Genomic DNA, 24,404 nt, shown 5'->3' on the forward strand with positions numbered 1-24,404 from the left:
GCACATCAGTCGGTCATTACCGGGCCGGACGGTGCCTTTCCGCTGCGCCACAGGTATAGCCCCGCAGCCACGATCACGCTTGCCCCCAGCATCGCCACGGCATCCGGGCGTTCGCCGAACAACACCCATCCAAACATGCCGGCCATGATCAGTTGCACATATGTCATCGGCGCAATTGTCGCTGCATCCGCGCGCGTTGCCGCAAGGTAGAGCGCTGCGTGCGCCACGGTTGCGCTCACCGCCATGAACGCGCATTTCGCCACCACGATCGGGCTGGGCGCGGTAACGGCAAAAAACGGCAAGCCGCTGAAATGTCCGGCCAATGTCGCTGCCATCAGGAAAATCGTTCCGATAAGCGCAACATTGAACTGCATCGCCAGCGCGCTTCCGGTCCCGGCCACCTTGCGGTTGGCGATCATCAGGAATGCCATGCCGCAGGCAGAAATCATCGGTAGCAGCGCCGCCCAACCCAGCACTCCGAAATTCGGCCTTAGTATAATCAGCACACCTGTGAACGCAATCGCACTCGCGATCCACGTTTCGCGGCGCAAAGGTTCGGACAATACAGCCGCCGCCAGAAGCGCGGTAATCATCGGACTGGTGAAGGAAATTGCCGTCGCTTCGCCAATCGGCATCAACTGCACCGCACTGAAGAATGACACGGCCGACACCGCCACGCCAAACCCGCGCAAAACGTGCCAGCGAAACCTGGGAAAGGCAAAGCCTGGCCGCCCCTCGCGCACGAACAGCACGATACCCAGCCCTATCGTTCCCAGCAGATATCGCAGCGCGGCAATCCCCGTACCAGGCCACATTCCCGCCATGCTCTTGACCATGGCATCGCCCACCGAAAGCAGCGCGAACCCGAACAACGCGAACGCAAGGGCAGACCTGTGATTATCCTGCAAGGCGGAGTTCCTGAAAATTGCGGTGAACGCATGGCGCGAGGCTACGACCCTTCTCTACGATCCGACAAGGTTATGCTCCAGACCAAAGTGCAAGCCTTTACTTCGAGTTAACCACAACTGCCTACAAACCCTGATCGAGGTGGCAGTAGCGGCACCGACGGGGGCGTAATGACCAAGCTTATCATCCAGATCCCTTGCCTGAACGAAGCGGCTCAAATGGGCCTTCCGTTCGCGCCCGATATGATTGGCGCAGTATTGGGCCAGCACCGCTAACGCTCACTCGAAATTCAGGATGCGACGACTGCTGTGACAACGATAAATCTGGATGATCCACACAAGCGTGAATGGTCACTGGCAAGTCTGGCCTTTGCGGCCTTTGGTATTGGCTTTCTGGCAAGCCTCTTGAACCTCTTGAACTTCAATAAATATCCGATTTTCCGTGCAGAAGTTTTGATAATTTCTGTGATACTTCTCGCAATTGCAGCAATCGCAGCGGGAATTTACCGTGCAGCCCAGCCGCGAATTTCGTTCGCTATTACAGGAATTTTCGGCGCCATAATTACTGATCTTTCCACAGATATTAGCACAAATGTATTTTTCACCATTATTTTATGCATTGCTGCATCTGCGTGGTTTCAACCGCGCAATGTCCTTAAACTCATCATTGCAGCGTTTGGTTCAGTGATGTTGTTCCAGTCGGTCGCGTTGTTAATTGGTTACGGTAAACCACCAGCCCAGTCGAATGAAGCCAAACGGCTGCAAGATCCGAAAATGGCAGACAACCGATTGACTCCGATCGTTCACCTGGTGCTTGACTCTTATATGGGCCTTGAAGGGATGAACTCATCCGAAGGCAACTTTGGGAACCTGCGCGCCGAGCAGGAACAATTCTATCTGTCACGCGGTTTCCAGATTTATCCGCAGGCCTACAGCCGTCACGGCAAAACGGTCAATTCATTGCCAGAGTTCCTGTCCTACGGCAAAGGCCCGCACGCAACGCAGCCGCGCAACGTGCAGTTCACAGTTGCGCCTCCACTCGATTATTTTCTCGATCTTGATCGCAAAGGGTATCGTACGACGGTTAGCACACCATCATTTGTAGACCTGTGCGTCAACCAGCCCCTGACGGCCTGCAACAACTATAACAGTTCAGACCTGTCTTCGATGGCAAGTTCGGATCTGTCGGCAACGGAGCGGGCCAAAGTGATCGGCCTGACCATGCTGGAACTTTCAAACTTCGCGGCGATCATCACTGCCACGGTCGACACCCAGATCGCAAAGTTGCGCGGCTCGCATGAGCGCAAGCTGTTCAACCGGACCAAGCTCTACTCTCTGACAGGCTTCCAGCAACTTGATGCCTTCACCCGCGAACTTGCCAGCCTCAAGCGTGGTGAAGTGCGCTTTGCCCATCTGCTGCTGCCACATGATCCCTATATTATGGATGACCGTTGCAGGCTCCTTTCCGAACGTCAGTGGATTGACGAACATGGCCCTGCAGACTTTGCCAAACGGGATGCCGCCTATGCCCGGCAGACCCGCTGCATGACCAATGGCGCATTGCGCCGCCTGATCGCTGAACTCGACAAAACCGAAGCGGGTCGCGCCGCTATCGTACTTATTCAGGGTGACCACGGTTCGCGCACAGTCGACCATGTACCGCTTGCAGACGGAACCCGGCCAAGCCTTCGTGCGATGACAATGACGCATTCAGCGTTTTTCGCCATGCGCATTCCGGGTGAACCATCTGCGTCAGTCCAGGGTCGCTATGCGCTCGATGAACTTTTCGGTGCGTTCGCTGTGGCAGGATTTTCCTCTGCTCCGCGTCCTGTTTCCCATTCTGCGGAGGTATATCTGATGGACGGAAACTGGATACCGAGACAACGGATTGCCCTGCCCGAGTTTACGCAGAAATTTACCAAGAATTAGGAAGGTTTGTTTACATCTTCAGTCCGTACCCGATATCCAATTTACAGGAGAAGTAACGATGATTGCAAAAACCGCGATTTCGGTGGTGGGCACATTGGCTATGCTCTCGGTGGCAGCTCCCGCCCATGCCTATCTTGATCCTGCCACCGGCAGCATCATCGTGCAGGCTGTGATCGGCGCAATCGCGGGTGGTACGCTGATGTTCCGCACTTCACTGCATCGCATCAAGTCATTCTTCGTGCGCGGCAACGCAAACGGTGAAAAATGAGCACAGCCGCAGCCATTGTTGAAGGCGGATCATTTCGCGACCCAGGCGGGCGCGTTTTCCGCGCCGGGGAGGCGATCCTGCGCACCGTGACGGACACGGCAGCGGAAAACTTCGCCGCTGTCAGCCAGTCTGGCGTCCTGCGCCGACTTGCCGATGCTGGCACACTGGTCGACTTTGCCGACGTGACCGAGCAGGCTACGGCTTATGGTCTTGACGCGGCGAAGTATCTGCTTGCGCATCCCCGCATTCCGTTCATCTCATACCCCTATGAATGGAGTTTTAGCTTGCACAAGGCGGCGGCGCTGGCGCACCTTGAGTTGCACTTGTCGCTGCTAAAGGACGGTTTCACGCTCAGCGACGCCACAGCCTATAACGTCCAGTTCGACGGCGTACGCCCCGTGTTCATCGATCACCTCTCAATCCGTCCGTATCAGGAGGGCGAGATCTGGGCCGGACACCGCCAGTTCTGCATGCAGTTTTTGAATCCGCTGCTGATGTGGTCCATTCTCGATTTGCAGCCCAGCCAGTGGTTCCGTGGATCACTTGAAGGTATTGCGCCTGAAGATCTGGCAAAGCTGATCCCTCTGCGCAAACGGCTCAACCTGACCGTGCTGACTCACGTCATTGCGCAAGCCGCTATGCAGAAGCGGTCGGTCAAGACGACCACAGGTTCTGCCCGCTATCGCACCGCAAAGCTTCCGCGCATGAGCTTTGAAGGCATGCTGCATGGCTTGCGTTCCCACATCGCGAAGTTGGAAGTGCCGTCGCATCGTACCGTTTGGGGCGATTATGCCGAGAACACCAGCTATTCGACCCCCGAAATGGAAACCAAGCATCGTTTTGTGCGGGAAATGGTTGCGGCAGTTCAGCCCGAACTGCTTTATGATATCGGCTGTAACAGTGGTGACTATTCGATCGCCGCGTTGGAAGCTGGGGCAAAATCGGTCATCGGTTTCGATTTTGATCAGGGTGCCCTGGAAATTGCATATCGCCGCTCGCACGAAAAGAACTTGAAATTCCTGCCCTTGTGGCTTGATGCTGCCAACCCTAGCCCATCGCAAGGTTGGGGTCAGGCCGAACGCATGGGTTTTTCAGGCCGCGCTGCACCAGAAGCATTGCTGGCGCTGGCAGTCATCCATCACATTGCGATCGGACGCAATGTACCACTGGATATGGCGACGGACTGGCTCGTTTCACATGCACCGGCAGGGGTTATCGAATTTCCGCACAAGGCTGATCCGATGGTTCAGACCCTACTGGCGCAACGCGATGATATTTTCCCGCATTACGACAAGGACAATTTCGCGCAAATTCTCGGCAAGAGGGCGCGCATCGTCAAGCAAGTCGATGTTCTGCCGACCCGTACGCTGTTCTGGTATGATCGGGGCTGATGCTTGCAGCATTCGGCCAACTTAGTCATTTTTCAATGTTTGCCAGCTATTGATCATGCTGGACGACCGGCGGCCGCGACGGTGCGCCTAGGCAGCGGCCGAAGTTAGAGGGAAAGACGCGAGATGAGCGCATTTGGTCGACGCAATGGGGCGGGAAGCGCGCTTGGCGCTGCAAGAGCGCAGTTCGGCATTGCCCGCCCCATGAAGTCTGGCGAACAAGCGGCCGCCTCAAACAATGCGCCGCTTCCCATGCCGATGGGGGGAGAGCAATTTCCGCCGCTGCCTGCGCTCGACCCGGCAGATGCGCCGGTCAATGCTGCATCGCTGAAGGCCGATGCGCTGACCCGGCTTGCCGATCGCGCCAATGGCGTGAACGAGGGCAATTATCAGGCCGAGGGCTTCGAGGCTTCGGTGCACAAGATCAAGGAGCAGGTGCTGCCGCGCCTGCTGGAGCGGGTCGACCCCGAAGCGGCCGCCACGCTGACCAAGGACGAACTGTCCGAAGAATTCCGGCCGATCATCCTTGAGGTGCTCGCAGAACTCAAGGTTACCCTCAACCGCCGCGAACAGTTCGCGCTGGAAAAGGTGCTGATCGATGAGCTGCTCGGTTTCGGGCCGCTGGAAGAGCTGCTCAACGATCCCGACATCTCGGACATCATGGTCAACGGACCGGAGCAGACCTACATCGAAAAGAAGGGCAAGCTCGTGCTCGCCCCGATCCGCTTCCGCGATGAAAGTCATCTGTTCCAGATCGCCCAGCGCATCGTCAACCAGGTCGGCCGCCGCGTCGACCAGACCACGCCGCTCGCCGACGCCCGCCTCAAGGACGGCAGCCGCGTCAACGTGATTGTGCCGCCGCTCAGCCTGCGCGGCACCGCGATTTCCATTCGTAAGTTTTCCGAAAAGCCGATCACGATCGACATGCTGCGCGATTTCGGCTCGATGTCGGACAAGATGGCCACCTGCCTGAAGATCGCCGGTGCTTGCCGGATGAACGTGGTCATCTCCGGCGGTACGGGTTCGGGCAAGACGACGATGCTCAACGCCTTGTCGAAGATGATCGATCCGGGCGAACGTGTGCTGACCATCGAAGACGCTGCCGAACTTCGCCTGCAACAGCCGCACTGGTTGCCGCTGGAAACCCGCCCGCCGAACCTGGAAGGCCAGGGCGCAATCACCATCGGCGATCTTGTGAAGAACGCGCTGCGTATGCGTCCTGACCGCATCATCCTGGGCGAAATTCGCGGTGCGGAGTGCTTCGATCTGCTTGCCGCGATGAACACCGGCCACGATGGATCGATGTGTACGCTCCACGCCAACAGTCCGCGCGAATGCCTTGGCCGTATGGAAAACATGATCCTTATGGGCGATATCAAGATCCCCAAGGAAGCGATCTCGCGCCAGATCGCGGAATCGGTGGATCTCATCGTCCAGGTCAAGCGCCTGCGCGACGGTTCGCGCCGCACAACCAACGTGACCGAAGTGATCGGCATGGAAGGCGACGTGATCGTCACGCAGGAACTGTTCAAGTTCGAGTATCTGGACGAAACCGATGACGGCAAGATCATCGGCGAGTTCCGCTCGTCCGGCCTGCGCCCCTATACGCTTGAAAAGGCGCGTCAGTTCGGCTTCGATCAAGCCTATCTCGAAGCCTGTCTCTAACCTGCGAACCATTCACGCATAGCAAGGCCGAGCAACACGATCGCAGCAAGGAACGCGATCAGATAAACCGTCGTCCATGGCATGAAGCCCACCGCATCAAGATTGGTGCGGCGCAAACGGCGGCGTTCTGCCCATGAGGCTGCCAGCGCCACGATCAGCGCGATGGCACCGATGGCGGCGTGAAATTCCCATTCGTGCACGAACCAGATGTCCATTTTGCGCCCATGGGCAAGTAAGCGCTTGATCGCAAGAGGGCTTAGCCTATGGCCTCGCCCATGGCCCCGCCTTCGCATGATCGTCCGATGTTTGCGCTTGCGTTGCGCCTGTCAGCCACCGTCATGTTCGCGTTGATGCTGCTGCTGGTCAAGCTGACCGGCGAACGCGGCATCGCCTTGCCCGAAACACTGTTCTGGCGGCAATTGCTGCCGGCACTGGCAATATTCGGGTGGCTGCTGGCGCGTGGACAATTGCACAGGCTGAAAACGAAACGACCATGGGTTCACGCGCGGCGCGCGCTGATCGGCGGAACGGGCATGTTCCTCACCCTTGGCGTGGTGCGCGTGTTGCCGCTGGCCGAGGCAACAGTGCTGGGATTCACCGCGCCGATGTTTGCGGTTATCCTTTCGGTCCTGCTGCTGAAAGAGCGTGTGGGGGTTTGGCGATGGTCTGCCGTCCTTGCCGGACTGATGGGTGTGCTGGTGATCGCAGGACCGGGCGGAGCAAGCTTGCCCATGTTTGGCGTGGCCGTGGGCATCGGCGCTGCGTTCATGGTGGCGCTTGTGACCGTCCAGGTCCGTGATCTTGGACGAACCGAAGAGCCGTTGACGGTCGTGTTCTATTTCTCTGCCCTCAGCGCCCCGCTGCTGGGCCTGTTCCTGTTTCGAACCGGCGCCAGCCATGACATGACGGGGTGGCTGATGCTGGGCGGGATCGGCCTGACTGGCCTTGTTGCGCAGATCGCGATGACTGCGTCGCTGCGCTATGGCAGTGTGTCCAGCGTGATCGTGGTAGATTATATCCAGCTCGCCTGGGCCACGCTGCTGGGCTGGCTGGTATTCGATCACCTGCCGCCAGCTTCGACCTGGGTTGGCGCGCCGATCATCATCGGTGCAAGCCTGCTTATCGTATGGCGCGAACATGCCCTGGCAAAAGCCCACGCTGCCGCCCCGAATACCGCCCCGGCAGCCTGACGGAACCGCTTGGACATCGCAGCGTTCTCACCATCGTCCAGTCCGTGAAGCGCCGTCCGCGCTTCAACGCATGTTTCGAAAGGTGAAAACCATGATCCGCAAGTTCGTAATGGCCACGATGATGGGCGGCCTCCTGCTGGGTGCCACGGCCTGCAACACCGTCAAGGGTGCGGGCCAGGATCTTGAATCCGCCGCCAACAGTACCGAAGAAGCCATCAATTAAGCCGCCTGCCAATCAGCAGCAGAAATGGCCACCGCGGCGTTTCCACGGTGGCCATTTTCATGTCATGCGTCCTTGTAGACCAGCTTCGGTTTCCGCGCGGCCAGCGTCTCGTCCAGGCGGCGTCGCGGAGCGAGATGCGGGGCGCTTTTCAGCAATTCATCCCCTGCTCTTGCCCGCCCCGCCAGCGAGCGCATGGCACCGATGAACTGATCCAGCCCGGCCTTGCTCTCGGTCTCGGTCGGTTCCACCAGCATCGCCCCGTGGACGACCAGCGGGAAATAGACCGTCATCGGATGATAGCCTTCGTCGATCAGACCCTTGGCCAGATCGAGCGTCGAGAAGCCCTCGGCAAAACCGTTATCGCTGAACAGCGCTTCGTGCATGCACGGTCCCGCGGCTCCGAACGGCGCTTCCAGAACATCGTCGAGACTGCGCAGCACATAGTTTGCGTTCAGTACGGCGTCGCCCGACACCTGCCGCAATCCGTCGGCGCCGTGGCTGAGGATATAGGCCAGCGCACGGGTAAACATGCCCATCTGGCCGTGGAACGCGCACATCCGCCCGAATGCCTGCGGGTGTTCGAGATGGGCATCCTCCTCTTCTATAAGCTTGATCGAGCCATCGGCCTGCCGTGCGGTGAATGGCAGCGGACCGAACGGGCTGAGTGCTTCGGAAAGGACGACCGGACCGGAACCCGGACCGCCGCCGCCGTGCGGTGTGGAGAAGGTTTTGTGCAGGTTGATATGCATGGCATCGACGCCAAGATCGCCCGGACGAACCCGGCCGACGATGGCGTTGAAATTCGCCCCATCGCAATAGACGTATCCGCCAGCGGCATGAACCGCATCGGCAATCACCTTGAGATCGCGCTCGAACAGCCCGCAGGTGTTGGGGTTGGTGATCATCACGCCTGCAACATCGGGACCGAGCCGCCCGATGAGCGCGGCGGTATCGACGCGGCCGTCGGGCGTGGCGGGGATGTTTTCCACGCGGAAACCAGCGAAAGCGGCGGTGGCAGGATTGGTGCCATGCGCGCTTTCAGGCACGAGGATCACGTCGCGCGGATCGCCCTTGGCCTCCAGCGCGGCGCGAATGCACAGCAACCCGCACAATTCTCCATGAGCACCGGCTTTTGGCGTCATGGCAACGCCGTGCATGCCGGTCAATTCGATCAGCCAGAACGCGAGTTCGTTGATCACCGACAGCGCCCCCTGCACGGTCTGGACCGGCTGCAACGGATGGACATCAGCAAAACCCGGCATCCGCGCCACCTTTTCATCAAGGCGCGGGTTGTGCTTCATCGTGCATGAACCGAGCGGGAAAACGCCCAGGTCGATCGCGTAGTTCTGGCGCGAAAGGCGCGTGTAATGGCGCACGGTTTCCGGCTCTGACAGGCCCGGAAGATTCGGTACGTCCTTGCGCAGATTGGGGCCGAGTGCCGAAAGATCGAAGTCTGCCACGTCATCGAAATCCACGCCGGAGCGACCGGACGATCCGATTTCGAACAGCAGCGCTTCTTCCAGTTGTAGCGCGCGATTGCTGGTAAAGGTTTCGATGGTGCCGCCTGACGAGGCTTCGCCCATCGCCGGACGCCAGCCCGAAGGATTGAGTTCGTTCATGCCAGCACCTCCCCAAGCGCCGTTGCCAGCGCTGCGATATCATCCTGTGTCGTGCATTCCGTGGTAGCGATCAGCAGCCCGCGTGAAAGCGCATCCACCTGCGGATAGAGCCGCCCCAGCGAGACCCCGCCCAGCACATCGGCTTCCGCAAGATCACGCACGACCTGCCGCGCGTCCCTGGCCAGCTTCACCGTAAACTCGTTGAAATAGTGCGTGTTGATCACTTCAACGCCCGGAACCTGAGAAAGCTGCTCCACTGCCTGCCGCGCGCGCATGTGGCTGAGCCTGGCCATGTTCGAAAGCCCGGTCCCGCCCAGCAAGGTCATGTGGATCGAAAACGCCAGTGCACACAGCCCGGAATTGGTGCAGATGTTGCTCGTCGCCTTTTCACGCCGGATGTGCTGTTCACGCGTGGACAATGTAAGCACGAAGCCGCGCTTGCCATCGGCGTCCACCGTTTCCCCGCACAACCTGCCAGGCATCTGCCGCACAAACTTTTCGCGGCAACCGAACAGGCCAAGGTAAGGCCCGCCAAATTGCAGGCCGACGCCGAGCGACTGCCCCTCGCCCACCACGATATCCGCGCCAAGACTGCCGGGGCTTTCCAGCAGGCCCAATGCGACCGGTTCGGTCACCACGGCGATCAGCAAGGCACCCTTGGCCTGCGCTGCGGCAGCAATCGATGCAAGATCGGGAATACGCCCCAGCACATCGGGGTATTGCACCACGACACATGAGGTTTGCCCATCGATCTTCGCAATCAGTGCCTGATCGTCGGGTTCGGCCACAAGGTCTGGCGCGGATGTATCAAGCCGGTCACCGGTGAACTTTGCCATGGTGCGGGCGGTTTCGACATAGTGCGGATGCAGTCCGCCCGACACGATCGCATTGCTTCGCCGGGTGATCCGCGCCGCCATCGCGATGGCTTCCCAGCATGCGGTTGAACCATCGTAGAGCGAGGCATTGGCAACGTCCGTACCGAACAGGCGCGCAACCTGCGTCTGGAATTCGAACAGCACCTGCAACGTGCCTTGCGCAATTTCAGGCTGATAAGGCGTATAGGCTGTCAGGAATTCTCCGCGCTGGATCATGTGATCCACAGTCGCCGGAATGTGATGGCGGTATGCGCCTGCGCCCAGAAAGAATGGCACCGATCCGGCAGTGGTGTTTTTGGCCGAAAGTCGCGCCATGTGGCGTTCGACCGCCATTTCGCTGGCGTGGTCGGGCAGGCCCGCAATTGGCGCCGTAAGGCGCGCATGTTCGGGCACATCGGCAAACAGTTCGTCGACAGAACCCGCGCCAACGACCGAGAGCATCGCGCTCCGGTCAGCGTCCGTCAGGGGAAGATAGCGCATCGGATCACAGCCCCGCGACGAATGTCTGATAGCTGGCCTCGTCCATCAGGCCATCGAGTTCGGCCAGGTCAGACAGCATCATCTTCCACAGCCAGCCCTCGCCCTCTGCATCGGAATTGACCAGTTCGGGCTGGTCTTCGAGCGCGGCATTGACCACCGTGACCGTGCCCGAAACGGGCGCGTAAACATCGGACGCAGCCTTCACGCTGTCGACGACGGAAGCGCTATCGCCCTTGGCCACCGCAGCATCCACCGCAGGCACTTCGACAAACGTGATGTCGCCCAACTGGCTCTGCGCATAATCGGTGATGCCGACAGTGGCTTCGCTGCCTTCAACCGCGATCCATTCGTGGTCCTTGGTGAAATAGCGGGTCATCATGCGGCTCCTTTGCGGTGATAGCGGTGGGGAACGAATGGCATCGACGCGACGGTGGCGGACAGCATGCGTCCACGCACATCGATGGAAAGCGGGGTGCCGGGGGCGGCATGTTCGGTGGCAACGAAGGCCATGGCAATCGGGCGTTCGAGGCTGGGAGAAAACCCGCCCGAAGTGACAATGCCGACTTTGGTATCACCGGAATATACCGTCGCACCCTCGCGCGCGGCCATGCGGCCTTCGATCACCAGGCCTACCCGACGTGTGGATGCGCCGGTGGCGATCAGTGGCAGGATATGATCCGCGCCGGGAAATCCGCCTTCGCTGCGGCGGCGCTTGTTGATCCCGAACAGCAGGTCGGCGCTGACCGGATCGACGGTGTCGGTCATGTCGTGTCCGTAAAGCGGCAGGCCCGCTTCAAGGCGCAAGCTGTCACGCGCGCCCAGACCGATCGGCTTCACTTGCGGTTGCGCACAGATCAGGTCTGCCAGTTCTGCGGCGTTTTCCGCCGGAACCGAGATTTCGAAGCCATCTTCGCCGGTATAACCCGACCGACTGATCCAGGCATCGACCCCGCCCAGCTTGAACTGGCCACCGCGCATGAACGTGAGTGCCGACAGAGGATATTCGCCGGTAACCAGCGGGGCGAGGGCCTCGAAGGCTGCCGGCCCCTGCAAGGCGAACAGCGCTGTATCCTCAAGATGATTGAGCGTCACTTCATCGGGCAGATTTTCGCGCAAATGGGCAATGTCGTCCCACTTGGTTGCGCCGTTGACGACAAGGTCGAACCCAGTCCCCCAGCGGGTAACCATCAGGTCATCAAGAATGCCGCCCTCGGCGTTCAACAGCAGCGAATAGCGCACCCCGCCCAAGGGGAGCGTCGAAAGATCGATGGGAAGCACCGCTTCAAGCGCGGCCTCGGTGCCCTCGCCCGAAACGTAAAGCTGGCCCATGTGCGAAACATCGAAGAACCCGGCAGATTGCCGCGTCCACAGATGTTCGGCGATGATGCCCTCGAACTGCACGGGCATCCAGTAGCCCGCGAAGTCCACCATGCGGCCACCGCGCGCGCGGTGCCAGCCATCGAGTGGAAGCGCCAGCGGGCCGAGCGGCTCGGCATCGTCGGTCGGATCAATATCGTATGTGTCGCTCACAAATCAGTTTCCCGTACAGTTCAGACGCCATTCGGCGCCCCCTCTGTCACGGAAACCTGAGAGCTTTCCCCCACCTTCCTCTCCAGAAAGGCTTCACGAGGTTACCCCTTCGGCGGCCCCCCTCTGTCGAGAAGTGGCACTTTCCAGAGCGTCGCTATCGACCCACGCGGTCCATTTGCCTGAGAGATTCCGGGGCGGTTGCTCCTTCGGCGTCTCTCGATCCTGAACGAATCGAGAGAACTCTCCCGCGCGATCAGCGACGCTGCCTTGTCGCGGTGGTGCGGCCCCAAGTCAACCGCGCCCGATCATCCTTATCCCCGGCGCAAGATTCGCCGGAAATCGTCGTGTTCAAGAACGTGGCGGCCACGCTGCCTGTTGCCCGCCAGTGTCAGGATCACCCGTGCAAGATCGCCCGCCCGTGCCGATCGGTACTTGCGCAGGGAACCCTGCATGAGCAGATCGAGCACCGGACTGAAAATGGCGCCCCAGCGCTCCGCCGGGCGTGGCGGTCCGTCGCGGTGGCCGCGCAGCAGCCCCGGCCGCAGGATATCGAGCCTGTCGAAGTGCAGCTTCGCCAGCTTGTCCTCCACCTCGCCCTTGACCGAGCGGTAGAAATTTTTCGACGAGAACCGGGCGCCTACCGATGACACCACGATCAGTTGCTGCGCCCCCGCAGCCTTGGCCGCAGCAGCACATTCCAGCACCAGATCGTGATCCACTGCCCGGAATGCTGCCTTGTCTCCGCCCACGGCCTTGATCGTGGTGCCAAGTGCGATGACGACCGCATGAGGACGGCCGGCGGCAATGGCATCGGGCCAGTGCCCGGTATCGGACAGCAGCATTTCCATGCGCGCGCCCTTGGGCAGCGGCACTTCGCGGCGGGCAACGGCGACCAGATGAATGTCATGCCGCCCTACCGCCTCAGCCATGACCGCGCGCCCGATCAATCCGGTAGCACCGACGAGAACCACACGCGTCTGCTCAGGCATTGCGCAGCCCCTCAGGCGCTTCGCCGAACAGGCGAGCATAGCTGTCGATAGCGTAACGATCGGTCATGCCGGAGATGAAATCGGCGATGTGCCGTGTGCGCGCGGGCTGTGCTTCGGGCAGCGTCGCTCGCCAGCTTGGCGGCATCTGCGAAGGATCGGAGACGTAAGCCGCAAACAGCGCTGCGATCACGTCGCGCGCACGGTCTGCCGTCGCGCGCTGTTCATCGTGCAGGTAAAGCCGGTCGTACATGAACCGCTTGAGCGCGCGCTCCTCCTCGCCCATCGCACTCGAAAATGTGGCAATCGGTGCGGTCAGCGCGCGTACATCCTCGACGCTGGCGACGCCCGTTTCGGCAATGCGGTGGCGGGTCTGTGCGATCACATCGTTGACCATCCGCCCGATCTGCCCACGCACAAGTTCGCGCAAGGCCCGCTCCTGTGGTGCGCCGGGATAGCGCCGCTCTATCAGTCGCCACTGATCGGCAACCGATGGCAGTTCCAGCAGATCGTCAAGACACAGGAAGCCCGCGCGCAAGCCATCGTCAATGTCGTGATTGTCATAGGCTATATCGTCGGAAATCGCAGCCACCTGAGCTTCGAGCGAGGCAAATGTGGTCAGGTCCAGGGGATAGGCTGCATCCAGTTCCTTCAGCGCCCACGCAGGCCCCAGAACCGGTCCATTGTGCTTGGCAAGGCCCTCCAGCGTCTCCCACGAAAGATTCAGTCCTTCATGCTCACAGTAAGGGCTTTCGAGCCGCATCAGGACGCGCAAGGTATTGGCGTTGTGATCGAATCCGCCGGCATCAGCCATCGCGGCTTCAAGCGCATCTTCCCCCGCATGGCCGAACGGCGGGTGCCCGATGTCGTGGGCAAGGCACAGCGCCTCGGTCAGATCCTCGTCCAGCCCCAGCGCCCGCGCGATCACGCGGCCGATTTGCGCCACTTCAAGGCTGTGCGTCAACCGGACGCGGTAGTGATCGCCATCGGGCGCGATGAACACCTGCGTCTTGTGGCGCAAGCGGCGGAACGCGATGGAATGAATGATCCGGTCGCGATCACGCTGGAAATCGCTGCGCGGACCGCGCGTGGATGCGCCATCACTGCCAAATTCCCGTCCGCGTGACCGCAACGGATCGCTGGCATAAGGCGCGCGGCCTTCGAAGATCATGGGTTTACCCGATAATCCAGTCAACTGCCGCCTCGGCATGGATGCGGGTGCAGTCATAGATCGGCAGGACATTGGCATCGACGTCGATCACCATGTCAAGTTCGGTGCAGCCCAGAACAGCTGCCTGCGCGCCGCGATTGCCCATGGAAGTCAGCATCGTCTTCAGCGTCCGCTCCGCTGCGCGCGTGGCCTTGCCCTGCATGAGTTCTTCGTAAATGATCCGGTCGACTTCCTCGACCTCTTCCATCACCGGTGGCAGCAGCGTCACCCCATGAGCGACAAGGCGTTTGCGGTAGAAGCTTTCCATCACGACGTTGCGTGTGCCCAGAAGCGTTGCGCTGGTCACGCCATTGGCCTGCATCCTTGCGCCCACCACATCGGCAATGTGGATCACCGGCACGGACACAGCCTCGGCCACCTTGTCATAGACCTTGTGCATCGAATTGGCGCCGATCAGCAGCGCGGTCGCTCCGGCCTGTTCAAGGCGGCGCGCGCTGTCCGACAAGACATCGGCGGCATGCGCCCATTGTTCCGGCGTGGACAGGCGGACCAGATCGGTGAAATCCAGACTTTCGATCAGCAGTGGCGCACTGGCCAGCTTGCTTGTCCGCGCCTGCACCAGCTGGTTGATGTCTTCGTAGTATGTGCGGGTCGAAACCCAGCTCATCCCGCCGATAAGGCCGATCTTGCGCAAAGTCAGATACTCCCCAGGCTGTTCGCTTCCGGCCTTAGGCAAGCGGGCGCGGCAGGTCCAGAAAAAGGCCGACGGATTTGAGTCTCAACCGCATATGTCGAAACGAACCGCTGAAGGATTCAATTCTTTTCCGGTGCCAGCCCCATGGCACAAAGCGCGGCGGCGCTGGAGGTGACGCCCAGAAGTTCCGCATCGCCAAGCCGCTTCACCGTTGCCACATAGTCTGCCAGCCCTCGCTTGGTCCCTTGCAGGGCCTGCAACCGCTGCAACTGCCCGATGGACAGGCGATCGGTCATTCGTTCCGCCATGCAGGCGGCGTTGGAATCCGAAAGCCCGGCATCGACCAGTGCCGATTTCACGCGGCCCTCGGCCAGCTTGGCAGGCGCGCAAGCCCCCATCAGCCCGACCCCTGTAAGGAGGACGGCAGCGAGGACGCGCCCCATCATCAATGCCCCAGCGACTTGACGATGTCCTCGACCATTTTCTTGGCATCGGCGAGCAGCATCATCGTCTGGTCCATGTAGAACACGTCGTTGTCGACACCGGCATAGCCGACCCCGCCCATGCTGCGCTTGACGAAGAAAATCGTCTTGGCCTTATCCACATCGAACACCGGCATGCCGTAGATCGGGCTGGATTTGTCGGTCTTGGCTGCCGGGTTCACCACATCGTTCGCGCCGATGATGAAGGCGACGTCTGCTTGCGCGAACTCGCTGTTGATGTCTTCCAGTTCGAACACTTCGTCATAAGGCACGTTGGCTTCGGCCAGCAGCACGTTCATGTGGCCGGGCATACGGCCCGCGACCGGGTGGATGGCATATTTCACGTTGACGCCATGGGCCTTCAACTGATCGCCCATTTCGCGCAGCGCATGTTGGGCCTGCGAAACCGCCATGCCGTAGCCTGGAATGATGATGACGTTTTCGGCTTCCTTCATCATGTAAGCCGCGTCTTCGGCCGAGCCGCGCTTCCACGGGCGCTGTTCGCGCGCCTCGCCGCCGCCCGCTTCGGGGCCTGCACCGAAACCGCCTGCGATCACCGAAATGAAGCTGCGGTTCATCGCCTTGCACATGATGTACGAAAGGATCGCACCCGACGACCCCACCAGCGCGCCGGTGATGATCATCGCGGTGTTGTGGAGCGTGAAGCCCATCGCCGCCGCTGCCCAGCCCGAATAGGAATTGAGCATCGAAACGACCACCGGCATGTCCGCGCCGCCAATCGGGATGATCAGCAGGAAGCCGATGATGAACGACAGCACGGTGATCGCCACGATCACCCACTGGCTCTGGTCCTGCGTGAAGTACGCCACCAGACCGAGGATCGCGACCAGCGTGCCAAGGTTCAGTACATGGCGACCCGGCAGCATGATCGGTGCGCCGCTCATCTTGCCTGCCAGCTTCAGGAACGCGATGATGCTCCCTGAGAACGTGATCGCACCGATGGCAATGCCAAGGCCCATCTCGATGCGGCTCTGCACCTCGATCACGCCATCTGCACCGGCAATGCCGAACGCGATGGGGTTAAGATAAGCGGCAAGGCCAACCAGCACCGCCGCAAGGCCCACCAGCGAATGGAATGCAGCAACAAGCTGCGGCATGTCGGTCATCTTGATCTTGCGCGCGGTGACGAATCCAACGCCACCGCCGATGACCAGCGCGCCGACGATTTCGGGCAGGCTGGCGATCGAGTGCGTGTAAAGCGTGGTCACCATCGCAATCGCCATGCCGATCATGCCATAGCGGTTACCCGCGCGTGACGTTGCCGGACTGGACAGGCCGCGCAGCGCAAGGATGAACAGAACACCCGAAACAAGGTAGGCCAGTGAGGCCCACGAAGGAGTTGCGATGTGCTCCATCACTTCTTCTCCTTCTTCTTGTACATCGCCAGCATGCGCTCGGTCACGGCAAAGCCGCCAAAGATGTTGACCGAAGCCAGCACCACCGCGCCAAGCCCCAGCCACTTCGAGACCGCCGAACCCTCAGCCGCCGCAGCAACCAGCGCGCCGACCACGATCACCGAGGAGATCGCATTGGTCACCGCCATCAGCGGCGTGTGCAGCGCGGGCGTGACCGACCAGACGACATAATAGCCCACGAAGCAGGCCATCACGAAGATCGAGAGAATTGATATGAAGTCCATTATTCCCCTTCCTCCCCGGCACGGGGAGGGGGACCATCCGCAGGATGGTGGAGGGGACTCTCCGCCCGCGCGGCAATGGCGTCGGCAGTGCCAACGACGTCCGCGAGAATGCGCTTCGCCGAAACCCTCAAAACCCTGTACCCGTTATCTGCCAGGAACTTGAACCTGATGTCGTCTTTGGTGGCGCGTTCGGTATCGTGAACCCACCCCTCGACCTCGATGACCAGCCTTGCGGCTGAACAATAGAAGTCGGCGATGTAGGGGCCAACCGGATGTTGCCGGCGGAACTTCAGTCCCCTTGGCCGTTGCCGCAGCACTTGCCACAACATGACCTCAGGCTTTGTCATTTCCCGCCTGAGTTGGCGGGCGCGGTAAACAACGTGGCGCTGCGATGGAGGAGAAGCCCCTCCACCCCCCTTCGGGCGGTCCCCCTCCCCGTACCGGGGAGGATTGGCGACACCGCCGGGTGCGATCACCCCAGCAGCCTCTCGCTGACCACCTTGCCGCCCTGCGTCAGGCGGATGGCGTTGCCGATTTCCTCGTCCAGAACAGGCTTGCCCTGCTCCTTATCCCAGAAAGCCGAGAGGAAGTTGTAAAGATTGCGACTGAACAAGGCCGATGCGTCCGCCGCCAGATGTGCCGGCGTGTTCGAATAGCCGACGATCTTGACGCCGTGCTTTTCGACCACCTGATCCGCGACAGAACCCTCGACATTCCCACCTTGCGAAACCGCCAGATCGAAGATCACCGAACCCGGCTTCATCGTGGCGATCTGGACATCGGAAATCAGCCGCGGTGCAGGCCGTCCCGGAATCAGCGCGGTGGTAATCACGATGTCCTGCTTGGCGATGTGCGCCGAAACCAGTTCGGCCTGCGCCTTCTGGTATTCCTCCGACATTTCGGTAGCGTAGCCGCCCGCGCCCTCGCCCTCGATCCCGGCGACGTTTTCGACGAAGATCGGCTTGGCGCCGAGCGACTGGATCTGTTCCTTCGTCGCCGAGCGCACGTCGGTTGCCGAGACTTGCGCGCCAAGACGGCGGGCTGTGGCTATGGCCTGAAGCCCGGCAACACCGACACCCATGACGAAAGCCTTGGCGGCTGAAACCGTGCCCGCCGCCGTCATCATCATCGGGAAAGCGCGACCATAAAGGTTGGCGGCAACCAGAACTGCCTTGTAGCCCGCAAGATTCGACTGCGACGAAAGGATGTCCATCGATTGCGCGCGCGTGATGCGCGGCATGAATTCCATCGCCAGCGCTTCAAGTCCGGCAGCGGCATAAGCTTCCACGCGGTCACGCCTGCCGAACGGGTCCAGCCCTGCCACGACCCACGCGCCTTGCTTTGCGCCGACGAGCAGGTCTGCTTCGGGACCTTGTATGCCAAGCACGATGTCGGCATCTTTGGCGGCATCGGCCACGACGATTTCAGCGCCAGCGGCACGATAATCATCGTCACCGATCGAAGCACCTGCGCCGGCGCCGCTTTCAACGACAACGGTTGCACCAAGGGCGATAAATTTCTTCACGGTTTCCGGCGTCGCCGAAACCCTGCTCTCCCCACTCGCGCGTTCCCGAAGAACGGCGATTCTTGTTGCCCCCGTCACCTGTCGGTTACTGGATCACGAGGATGACGATGAGGACCAGGACGCAAATTGCTGGTGTGGACCACTTCACGAGGTTTACGAAGCCTTCGTAAGTGGCGTTGGCAGCTTTCATATCATTTGCAGAAGCCATTTTCATCCCCAGATTCATGCCGGAATTCGCGCGTCGTGCAGACGCGACGCGTGTGCTCTAGCGACCGCGCGGCGGTTGCTCAAGGCCGGAACTGTCCGATCGCGCTTAATCGGGTCTTTACCCTATGCAGCTAATGATCCGCTCCTGTCGCCAACCAGGGGGGAGTCAATAGACCAGGTCATGCAGGAGCCAGAACAGCGCCTTCTCATGCTCATCGACGATGAACCCGCGCAATGCCGCCTGATTTCAGCGCTGGCATCGCGCGAGGGGTGGCGCACGATCATTGCGCGCGATTCCGAAAGCGCCATCGCAACGCTGGGCACACGCCAGGGCATGCAGCTTGGAGCGATCATCCTCGATCAATGGGTGCCGGGCGACGACGCCTGCGCCCTGATAGCGGAACTCAAGGCCCGCCGCCCCGCCCTGCCGATCCTGATGCTGACGACCAGCGCCTCGCCGCTGCTGGCGGTGGAGGCGATGCGCGCAGGCGCCACCGATTACCTGATCAAGCCGGTCGCGCCCGAACGATTGCTTCAGGCCCTGCGCAGCGCAACCACGCGTGAAGTGGATGCGTGCGAATTGCAACCGCTGACCGAGAAGATCGGCGCGACGCTCGATTTCGATTCGATGATCGGGGCAACGCCTGCCTTCCGCGCTGCGCTGGCCGTATCGGCCAAGGCCGCGCGGACACATGGCACTGTACTGATCGAGGGCGAGAGTGGCACCGGCAAGGAAATGCTGGTCCGTGCGATGCATGCCGCCAGCCCCCGCTCCAAGACAGCGCTGCGCACGGTCAACATCGGCAGCATTCCGGCCAACCAGATCGAATCGGTCCTCTTCGGCCACGAAAAGGGTGCGTTTCCCGGCGCGTTCGAACGCCACATCGGCGTGTTGCAACACGCCGATGGCGGTACGCTGGTGATCGATGAAATCGACCGCCTGCCCGAAACGATGCAGGAGCGCCTCGTGCGGTTCCTGGAACGCGGCGATGTACAGCCTATCGGTGCGCGCCATTCGTTCCGCGTCGATGTACGCCTTATCGCCTGCGCCAACGCCGGCCTGCGCGATCTGGTCGAGACCGGCGATTTCAGCGCCGAATTGCATGCCCTCCTGACCCAGACCCAAGTATTCCTGCCGGCACTTCGCCAGCGTTCGGGCGATATTCCGGCGCTTGCCCGCCACTTCCTCACGCGCATCGGAGAACAGCCCGGATTGCGCGCGCTGGGCATAACCGATGGCGCGCTGGCGCTGCTGGCCGCCTATGACTGGCCCGGCAACGTCCGCCAGTTGCAGGCCACGCTGTTCCGCGCCGCCGTATTCTGCGATGGCGAGGCCTTGACAGCGCAGGATTTCCCCAATCTTTCCAACCTCATCGGTGAAAGCAGCCGCCGCGCACCCAGTGTCACCGACGGCGCGGGCGTTACCCTGTTCGCCCCCGATGGCAACCTGCGCCCGCTGGAAGAGATCGAGGCCGATGTGATCCGCCTTGCCATCGGGCATTATCGCGGGCGGATGACCGAAGTGGCGCGCCGCCTGGGGATCGGACGGTCCACCCTTTACCGCAAGCTTTCGGAACTTGGCATCGACAACGCCGCCTGACCCGCGCTAGCCGTGCGGGCATGACGAATGAATCGGAATTCAAGGGCAAGGTCGCGCTGGTTACCGGCGCGGCATCAGGCATTGGCGCGGCAATGGCGCGCTGGCTGGATGATCGCGGCATTGGCCGGTTGATCCTGATCGACATGGACCGAGCGGGGCTGGATGCACTCGATCTTTCGTGCCCTGTGATCGCGCGGGCGGCGATGTGGCGGACCCTTCACTGTGGAAGCTGCTCGAACGCGACTTGCCTCAACTCGACTATGCCGTGTTGAACGCCGGAATCGCCAGCAGCGGCGAGATTGTCGACCTCGATATCGCCAATTGGCGCAAGACCATGGCGGTGAACCTCGATGGCGCGTTCCTCTCGCTCAGGACCGCGCTCCAGGCGATGAAGCGGCAGGGCAGCGGGTCGGTGGTCCTCACGGCATCAGTCTCAGGGATCAAGGCTGCGCCCGGCACCGCCGCTTATTCCGCCTCGAAGGCCGCCACGATCCAACTGACCAAAGTGGCAGCGGCGGAAGCAGCGGCATATGGTGTACGGGTCAACGCCATCGCACCGGGCGGAGTGGACACCGGCATGTGGGACCGCGCCGAATGGTTCGCCCCCCTGGTCGAGCAGCACGGCGGGCGGGCACAAGCACTGGCGGCCATGGCCGAGGAAGCGACACCACTGGGGCGTTTTGCCAGAGCGGACGAAATTGCCGCGCAGATCGGCTTCCTGCTGTCGGACGCCGCAGCAACGATCACCGGCACCTGCCTTGTCAGTGACGGCGGCGTTTCGCTTTAGGGCAATTGCCCGAAATCGGTCAGCGCCGCATCGCGCAAGCCCCGCCACACGTGCAGCGCCTGCACCGTTTCGGCCACGTCATGCACCCGAACGATCTGGCATCCGGCGTCCATGGCCTTGATTGCCAGCATGACCGATCCCGCCATGCGTTGGTGCGATGGCACTTCGTTGGACAGGGCGCCGATCAGGCGCTTGCGGCTGGCCCCGAACAGAATCGGTTGCCCCAGCGCATGAAACAGCGGTAATGCGTTGATCAACATGAGGTTTTCGGCCAAACACTTGCCAAATCCTATGCCCGGATCGAGCAGGATCTTCTCACGCATAATCCCTGCCGAAAGAGCCGCATCGCGCCGTTCGCGCAAGGCATCGAACACGTCGAGCACCACGTCGGCATATTCGCCATCTGCATGAAGATCGCCTGCATCGCCCGGCGCGTGCATCAGCACGACCGGCGCTCCGCTGCGGGCGATGATCTCGGCCGTGCGCTGATCGTGGCGCATAGCTGACACATCGTTGACGATATGCGCGCCCGCCGCCAGCGCCGCTTCGATCACCGTCGAACGACGGCTATCGATGGAAATGGCGGCGCCGCTGGCCGCCAGACGCTCGATCACCGGGACCACGCGTTTGATCTCGTCGCCCTCCCACACAGCCGCCGCGCCGGGCCGGGTGGATTCCCCGCCGACATCGATGATGCCTGCACCCGCTGCCAGCATCGCATGGGCGTGGTCGAGTGCCGCGTCAGGCTTGTCGAGAAACTTGCCGCCATCCGAAAAACTGTCCGGCGTGACGTTGAGAATACCCATGATCTGCGGCTGATCGAGCCGGATCATGCGCGCGCCGCATGTCAACGGCGCATGAACGCGGCGCAAATTGTCCCACTGGATCGAGGCTTCCTGCCCCAGCGCATCTGGAAGCGCGGAAATTGCGCGTGGCAGTTCGGCAACGCCAAGTCGCTGGCGCGAAAGCACTTTGCCGCCTTCTCGCACGATCAGGGCAAACCTGCTGGCATAGACCAATCCGCCGCCAAGGCGGATCGCCTCACCCTCTTCCGACTGAGGGCTTTCGGCCAGCGCAATTGGACGAATATAGACGTTCATAATTGCTGCGTCCCCGCGAAGGCGGCGACCTCAGGCATTCGCCCGCAAGGTTCCGCCTCAAGGCATGAAGCCCCCGACTACGCGGGGGGGCGGTGTGGTTTCAAGCGCTCAATCCTCGACGGCGAGCAGATACAACTGGCGCAACGCGTCAATCGGCTTGATCTCGCCCTCGTGGTCTACATGCCAGAAAGTCCATCCGTTGCACGACGGCGCGCCCTGAAGCTTGGCGCCGAGGCCGTGGATCGAGCCGATGTCCGCCCCCGATTGCAACGAACCATCGGCGCGGACCACCGCACTGAACGCACCCTTCTTCGCCGTCAGCCGCATGCCGGGGGTCAGGTAACCGCTTTCCACCAGCGCGCCGAACGCCACCTTGGGGGCAGAGCGCTTCGACTGCATCGTAACCAGCGCGCTTTCATCCAGCGGCAGGGCCAGTGCGATGCGCTCTTCGGCAACCTCGATGTAATCCGCCTCGCGTTCGCAACCGATCCAGTCGCGGCCAAGCCGCTTGGCGACTGCGCCGGTGGTGCCGGTGCCGAAGAACGGGTCGAGCACGACATCGCCCTTGTTGGTCGTGGCCAGCATCACGCGATAGAGCAGCGCTTCCGGCTTTTGCGTGGGGTGCGCCTTGGTGCCGTTGCGGCGCAGGCGTTCCGGGCCGGAACAGATCGGCAGGACCCAGTCGGACCGCATCTGCAATTCATCGTTCAGCGTCTTCATCGCGCGATAATTGAAGGTGTACTTCGATTTCTCGCTTTTCGACGCCCAGATCAGTGTCTCGTGCGCGTTGGTAAAGCGCGTACCCTTGAAATTGGGCATGGGATTGGCCTTGCGCCAGATGATGTCGTTCAGGATCCAGAAGCCCAGATCCTGCAGGATTGTGCCCACGCGGAAGATGTTGTGATAGCTGCCGATCACCCAGATCGAACCATCGGCCTTCAGCAGGCGATGCGCCTCGGCCAGCCATTCGCGGGTGAACTTGTCATATACAGCAAAGCTGGAGAACTTGTCCCAGTCATTGGTCACCGCATCCACATGACTGCCATCGGGGCGCGCCAGATCGCCACCCAGTTGCAGGTTATAGGGCGGATCGGCAAAGATCATGTCGATCGAACCATCGGGCAACTTGCGCATTTCCTCGATGCAGTCGCCACGCAGGATACGGTTGAGCGGCAGCGCGATTTCGCTCTTGATGACCTTTGCCGGTGCTGCCCGAAGCGCGCGCTCGCGAACCTTGGGTGACCGTTCCTTCAATGCGACTGCCATGCTTTGCCCTGACCCCTGAATTTCCGGGCCACTGGTGAGTCATTGCGAGTCCGCCGTCAAGCCACGACTCGCCGGATTCTGGCGAGTCGTGGCGGAAGACTTGCGAGAACGGAACGAGTCCAGATCGACATGTAGAGTCCTGCGCACAGGTGCGGACTCAACATCTGGTGGTGTGCCATGCCGGACTCACCGCGAAATTTATTTTGTTACAGGAGCTGGAGTTGCGCCACAGGAGCGAAGCTGCGGCGATGCAGCGGGGTGGCGCCATGGTGGCGCAGCGCTGCCAGATGCTCCGGCGTGCCATATCCTGCATTGCGTTCCCACCCGTAATGCGGATGATCGAGCGCGGCCTGCCGCATGATCCTGTCGCGATGCTCCTTGGCGATGATCGATGCTGCTGAAATGCATGGTTCCAGCGCGTCGCCGCCTACGATGGGCCGCGCGGGCCAGCACCATTCGCTGCGCCGTCCCTGCGGCGTAAGATTGCCGTCGATCAGGACTTCCCCAACCACCTCGTGGCCTTCGAGCTGTTCACACAGCGCCGCCACGGCCAGCGTCATCGCCAGCATGGTTGCGCCGAAGATGTTCAGGCGGTCGATCTCTTCGGGTTCGACGACGCCCACCGCCCAGCGGCAGCGGCGCTTGATCTTCTCTTCCAGCCCGGCACGGCGCAGCGCCGTCAGCTTCTTGGAATCGTCCAGCCCTGCGGGGCGTGGCTTGCACAGGATCACCGCGGCCGCCACCACCGGCCCGGCCAGCGGTCCCCTGCCCGCTTCATCCACGCCGACGATCAGGCCGGATGAGTCACCGGGCAAAAAGGTTGTGGCACTGTTGGCGTTGCGGGGCATTGTAGA

The 24,404-nt window shown here is 61.3% G+C and carries 27 protein-coding genes and 2 riboswitches; of the genes, 9 read left to right on the plus strand and 18 right to left on the minus strand.

Features of this window, described 5'->3' with window-relative positions; translation table 11 throughout:
• Positions 1-5: 5 nt before the first annotated feature.
• Entirely contained in the window at positions 6-908 is a 903-nt protein-coding gene (locus LUA85_RS08925) for a DMT family transporter (protein WP_231468890.1), read from the minus strand.
• A gap of 306 nt (positions 909-1,214) precedes the next feature.
• Between LUA85_RS08925 and LUA85_RS08930 the strand changes: the two genes are divergently transcribed.
• The 4 genes from LUA85_RS08930 to LUA85_RS08945 all read left to right on the plus strand — a co-directional run bounded on the left by LUA85_RS08930 (position 1,215) and on the right by LUA85_RS08945 (position 6,155).
• Positions 1,215-2,834, plus strand: coding sequence for a hypothetical protein (locus LUA85_RS08930; protein WP_231468892.1), 1,620 nt, complete (start codon positions 1,215-1,217; stop codon positions 2,832-2,834).
• A gap of 58 nt (positions 2,835-2,892) precedes the next feature.
• A complete protein-coding gene (locus LUA85_RS08935) occupies positions 2,893-3,102 on the plus strand; it encodes a hypothetical protein (protein ID WP_231468893.1) in 210 nt (69 codons plus the stop codon).
• On the plus strand, positions 3,099-4,493 hold the full coding sequence (locus tag LUA85_RS08940; protein ID WP_231468895.1) for a 50S ribosomal protein L11 methyltransferase: 1,395 nt from the start codon (positions 3,099-3,101) through the stop codon (positions 4,491-4,493). Before LUA85_RS08935 ends, LUA85_RS08940 begins: the two co-directional genes overlap by 4 nt.
• Before the next feature lie 123 nt (positions 4,494-4,616).
• A complete protein-coding gene (locus LUA85_RS08945) occupies positions 4,617-6,155 on the plus strand; it encodes a CpaF family protein (RefSeq protein ID WP_231468897.1) in 1,539 nt (512 codons plus the stop codon).
• On the opposite strand, the gene LUA85_RS08950 is transcribed toward LUA85_RS08945, so the two are convergent.
• Positions 6,152-6,370, minus strand: coding sequence for a hypothetical protein (locus LUA85_RS08950; protein ID WP_231468899.1), 219 nt, complete (start codon positions 6,368-6,370; stop codon positions 6,152-6,154). The two genes, LUA85_RS08945 and LUA85_RS08950, sit on opposite strands and share 4 nt — an antisense overlap.
• Positions 6,371-6,430: 60 nt before the next feature.
• Between LUA85_RS08950 and LUA85_RS08955 the strand changes: the two genes are divergently transcribed.
• Complete coding sequence (locus LUA85_RS08955) at positions 6,431-7,345, plus strand: DMT family transporter (protein ID WP_231468901.1); 915 nt, start codon at positions 6,431-6,433, stop codon at positions 7,343-7,345.
• A gap of 91 nt (positions 7,346-7,436) precedes the next feature.
• Positions 7,437-7,568 carry a hypothetical protein gene (locus tag LUA85_RS21600; protein WP_256448240.1) on the plus strand — a complete coding sequence of 44 codons (132 nt, stop codon included), beginning with the start codon at positions 7,437-7,439 and terminating at the stop codon, positions 7,566-7,568.
• A gap of 62 nt (positions 7,569-7,630) precedes the next feature.
• Here LUA85_RS21600 and gcvPB read toward each other — a convergent pair whose 3' ends face one another.
• The 13 genes from gcvPB to LUA85_RS21605 all read right to left on the minus strand — a co-directional run bounded on the left by gcvPB (position 7,631) and on the right by LUA85_RS21605 (position 18,816).
• Positions 7,631-9,187 carry an aminomethyl-transferring glycine dehydrogenase subunit GcvPB gene (gcvPB, locus tag LUA85_RS08960; RefSeq protein WP_231468903.1) on the minus strand — a complete coding sequence of 519 codons (1,557 nt, stop codon included), beginning with the start codon at positions 9,185-9,187 and terminating at the stop codon, positions 7,631-7,633.
• Positions 9,184-10,542, minus strand: coding sequence for an aminomethyl-transferring glycine dehydrogenase subunit GcvPA (gene gcvPA / locus LUA85_RS08965; RefSeq protein ID WP_231468905.1), 1,359 nt, complete (start codon positions 10,540-10,542; stop codon positions 9,184-9,186). The genes gcvPB and gcvPA overlap by 4 nt, the downstream gene beginning before the upstream one ends.
• 4 nt (positions 10,543-10,546) lie before the next feature.
• Positions 10,547-10,918, minus strand: coding sequence for a glycine cleavage system protein GcvH (gene gcvH / locus LUA85_RS08970; protein WP_231468908.1), 372 nt, complete (start codon positions 10,916-10,918; stop codon positions 10,547-10,549).
• The gene (gcvT, locus tag LUA85_RS08975; protein ID WP_231468910.1) at positions 10,918-12,072 is read right to left on the minus strand and encodes a glycine cleavage system aminomethyltransferase GcvT; all 1,155 of its coding nucleotides are present in this window, start codon (positions 12,070-12,072) and stop codon (positions 10,918-10,920) included. The genes gcvH and gcvT overlap by 1 nt, the downstream gene beginning before the upstream one ends.
• A gap of 33 nt (positions 12,073-12,105) precedes the next feature.
• Positions 12,106-12,229, minus strand: a riboswitch (glycine riboswitch).
• Positions 12,230-12,330: riboswitch (glycine riboswitch) on the minus strand. It abuts the riboswitch before it with no gap.
• A gap of 53 nt (positions 12,331-12,383) precedes the next feature.
• Positions 12,384-13,061 carry an NAD(P)H-binding protein gene (locus LUA85_RS08980; protein ID WP_231468912.1) on the minus strand — a complete coding sequence of 226 codons (678 nt, stop codon included), beginning with the start codon at positions 13,059-13,061 and terminating at the stop codon, positions 12,384-12,386.
• Positions 13,054-14,229 carry a deoxyguanosinetriphosphate triphosphohydrolase gene (locus tag LUA85_RS08985; RefSeq protein WP_231468914.1) on the minus strand — a complete coding sequence of 392 codons (1,176 nt, stop codon included), beginning with the start codon at positions 14,227-14,229 and terminating at the stop codon, positions 13,054-13,056. The genes LUA85_RS08980 and LUA85_RS08985 overlap by 8 nt, the downstream gene beginning before the upstream one ends.
• Positions 14,230-14,233: 4 nt before the next feature.
• Entirely contained in the window at positions 14,234-14,923 is a 690-nt protein-coding gene (locus LUA85_RS08990; protein ID WP_231468917.1) for an aspartate/glutamate racemase family protein, read from the minus strand.
• A 119-nt stretch (positions 14,924-15,042) separates the two neighbouring features.
• Positions 15,043-15,369: a hypothetical protein gene (locus tag LUA85_RS08995; RefSeq protein ID WP_231468918.1), complete on the minus strand. Its 327-nt coding sequence runs from the start codon at positions 15,367-15,369 to the stop codon at positions 15,043-15,045.
• Positions 15,369-16,781: an NAD(P)(+) transhydrogenase (Re/Si-specific) subunit beta gene (locus LUA85_RS09000; RefSeq protein ID WP_231468920.1), complete on the minus strand. Its 1,413-nt coding sequence runs from the start codon at positions 16,779-16,781 to the stop codon at positions 15,369-15,371. The genes LUA85_RS08995 and LUA85_RS09000 overlap by 1 nt, the downstream gene beginning before the upstream one ends.
• Positions 16,781-17,065 (minus strand): NAD(P) transhydrogenase subunit alpha, encoded by a 285-nt coding sequence (locus tag LUA85_RS09005; RefSeq protein WP_225007534.1) that lies wholly within the window; start codon positions 17,063-17,065, stop codon positions 16,781-16,783. Before LUA85_RS09005 ends, LUA85_RS09000 begins: the two co-directional genes overlap by 1 nt.
• Positions 17,065-17,541, minus strand: coding sequence for an endonuclease domain-containing protein (locus tag LUA85_RS09010; protein WP_256448242.1), 477 nt, complete (start codon positions 17,539-17,541; stop codon positions 17,065-17,067). The genes LUA85_RS09005 and LUA85_RS09010 overlap by 1 nt, the downstream gene beginning before the upstream one ends.
• Positions 17,538-18,668 (minus strand): NAD(P) transhydrogenase subunit alpha, encoded by a 1,131-nt coding sequence (locus LUA85_RS09015; protein WP_231468924.1) that lies wholly within the window; start codon positions 18,666-18,668, stop codon positions 17,538-17,540. The genes LUA85_RS09010 and LUA85_RS09015 overlap by 4 nt, the downstream gene beginning before the upstream one ends.
• A gap of 7 nt (positions 18,669-18,675) precedes the next feature.
• The gene (locus LUA85_RS21605; RefSeq protein WP_371823663.1) at positions 18,676-18,816 is read right to left on the minus strand and encodes an aa3-type cytochrome c oxidase subunit IV; all 141 of its coding nucleotides are present in this window, start codon (positions 18,814-18,816) and stop codon (positions 18,676-18,678) included.
• Between the two features lie 162 nt (positions 18,817-18,978).
• Here LUA85_RS21605 and LUA85_RS09020 point away from each other — a divergent pair, with 162 nt between their 5' ends.
• Genes LUA85_RS09020 through LUA85_RS09025 form a run of 3 tightly spaced genes read left to right on the plus strand, consistent with a single transcriptional unit; the run spans position 18,979 to position 21,184 of the window.
• Entirely contained in the window at positions 18,979-20,397 is a 1,419-nt protein-coding gene (locus LUA85_RS09020; protein ID WP_231468926.1) for a sigma-54 dependent transcriptional regulator, read from the plus strand.
• A gap of 20 nt (positions 20,398-20,417) precedes the next feature.
• Positions 20,418-20,669, plus strand: coding sequence for a hypothetical protein (locus tag LUA85_RS21715; RefSeq protein ID WP_371823664.1), 252 nt, complete (start codon positions 20,418-20,420; stop codon positions 20,667-20,669).
• Positions 20,603-21,184 (plus strand): SDR family NAD(P)-dependent oxidoreductase, encoded by a 582-nt coding sequence (locus tag LUA85_RS09025; RefSeq protein ID WP_371823665.1) that lies wholly within the window; start codon positions 20,603-20,605, stop codon positions 21,182-21,184. Before LUA85_RS21715 ends, LUA85_RS09025 begins: the two co-directional genes overlap by 67 nt.
• On the opposite strand, the gene folP is transcribed toward LUA85_RS09025, so the two are convergent.
• The 3 genes from folP to LUA85_RS09040 form a co-directional block, all read right to left on the minus strand.
• On the minus strand, positions 21,181-22,284 hold the full coding sequence (gene folP, locus LUA85_RS09030) for a dihydropteroate synthase (protein WP_231468928.1): 1,104 nt from the start codon (positions 22,282-22,284) through the stop codon (positions 21,181-21,183). The two genes, LUA85_RS09025 and folP, sit on opposite strands and share 4 nt — an antisense overlap.
• 108 nt (positions 22,285-22,392) lie before the next feature.
• The gene (locus LUA85_RS09035; RefSeq protein ID WP_305799987.1) at positions 22,393-23,550 is read right to left on the minus strand and encodes a site-specific DNA-methyltransferase; all 1,158 of its coding nucleotides are present in this window, start codon (positions 23,548-23,550) and stop codon (positions 22,393-22,395) included.
• Between the two features lie 206 nt (positions 23,551-23,756).
• Positions 23,757-24,398 carry a ribonuclease HII gene (locus tag LUA85_RS09040; protein WP_231471812.1) on the minus strand — a complete coding sequence of 214 codons (642 nt, stop codon included), beginning with the start codon at positions 24,396-24,398 and terminating at the stop codon, positions 23,757-23,759.
• Between the last annotated feature and the right edge of the window lie 6 nt (positions 24,399-24,404).

The organism is Novosphingobium sp. CECT 9465 (assembly GCF_920987055.1).
Taxonomy (GTDB): Bacteria; Pseudomonadota; Alphaproteobacteria; order Sphingomonadales; family Sphingomonadaceae; genus Novosphingobium.

Coding starts and splice junctions, on each gene's coding strand:
- LUA85_RS09020 (WP_231468926.1), top strand. CDS start 18,979: ATGCAGGAGCCAGAACAGCGCCTTCTCATGCTCATCGACGATGAACCC.
- LUA85_RS21605 (WP_371823663.1), bottom strand. CDS start 18,816: ATGAATCTGGGGATGAAAATGGCTTCTGCAAATGATATGAAAGCTGCC.
- LUA85_RS08980 (WP_231468912.1), bottom strand. CDS start 13,061: ATGCCTGAGCAGACGCGTGTGGTTCTCGTCGGTGCTACCGGATTGATC.
- LUA85_RS09005 (WP_225007534.1), bottom strand. CDS start 17,065: ATGGACTTCATATCAATTCTCTCGATCTTCGTGATGGCCTGCTTCGTG.
- gcvH (WP_231468908.1), bottom strand. CDS start 10,918: ATGACCCGCTATTTCACCAAGGACCACGAATGGATCGCGGTTGAAGGC.
- LUA85_RS09000 (WP_231468920.1), bottom strand. CDS start 16,781: ATGGAGCACATCGCAACTCCTTCGTGGGCCTCACTGGCCTACCTTGTT.
- LUA85_RS08950 (WP_231468899.1), bottom strand. CDS start 6,370: ATGGACATCTGGTTCGTGCACGAATGGGAATTTCACGCCGCCATCGGT.
- LUA85_RS09040 (WP_231471812.1), bottom strand. CDS start 24,398: ATGCCCCGCAACGCCAACAGTGCCACAACCTTTTTGCCCGGTGACTCA.
- LUA85_RS08995 (WP_231468918.1), bottom strand. CDS start 15,369: ATGATGGGGCGCGTCCTCGCTGCCGTCCTCCTTACAGGGGTCGGGCTG.
- LUA85_RS21715 (WP_371823664.1), top strand. CDS start 20,418: ATGACGAATGAATCGGAATTCAAGGGCAAGGTCGCGCTGGTTACCGGC.
- folP (WP_231468928.1), bottom strand. CDS start 22,284: ATGAACGTCTATATTCGTCCAATTGCGCTGGCCGAAAGCCCTCAGTCG.
- gcvPA (WP_231468905.1), bottom strand. CDS start 10,542: ATGCGCTATCTTCCCCTGACGGACGCTGACCGGAGCGCGATGCTCTCG.
- LUA85_RS09035 (WP_305799987.1), bottom strand. CDS start 23,550: ATGGCAGTCGCATTGAAGGAACGGTCACCCAAGGTTCGCGAGCGCGCG.
- LUA85_RS08935 (WP_231468893.1), top strand. CDS start 2,893: ATGATTGCAAAAACCGCGATTTCGGTGGTGGGCACATTGGCTATGCTC.
- LUA85_RS08955 (WP_231468901.1), top strand. CDS start 6,431: ATGGCCCCGCCTTCGCATGATCGTCCGATGTTTGCGCTTGCGTTGCGC.
- LUA85_RS21600 (WP_256448240.1), top strand. CDS start 7,437: ATGATCCGCAAGTTCGTAATGGCCACGATGATGGGCGGCCTCCTGCTG.
- LUA85_RS08985 (WP_231468914.1), bottom strand. CDS start 14,229: ATGATCTTCGAAGGCCGCGCGCCTTATGCCAGCGATCCGTTGCGGTCA.
- LUA85_RS08945 (WP_231468897.1), top strand. CDS start 4,617: ATGAGCGCATTTGGTCGACGCAATGGGGCGGGAAGCGCGCTTGGCGCT.
- LUA85_RS08940 (WP_231468895.1), top strand. CDS start 3,099: ATGAGCACAGCCGCAGCCATTGTTGAAGGCGGATCATTTCGCGACCCA.
- gcvPB (WP_231468903.1), bottom strand. CDS start 9,187: ATGAACGAACTCAATCCTTCGGGCTGGCGTCCGGCGATGGGCGAAGCC.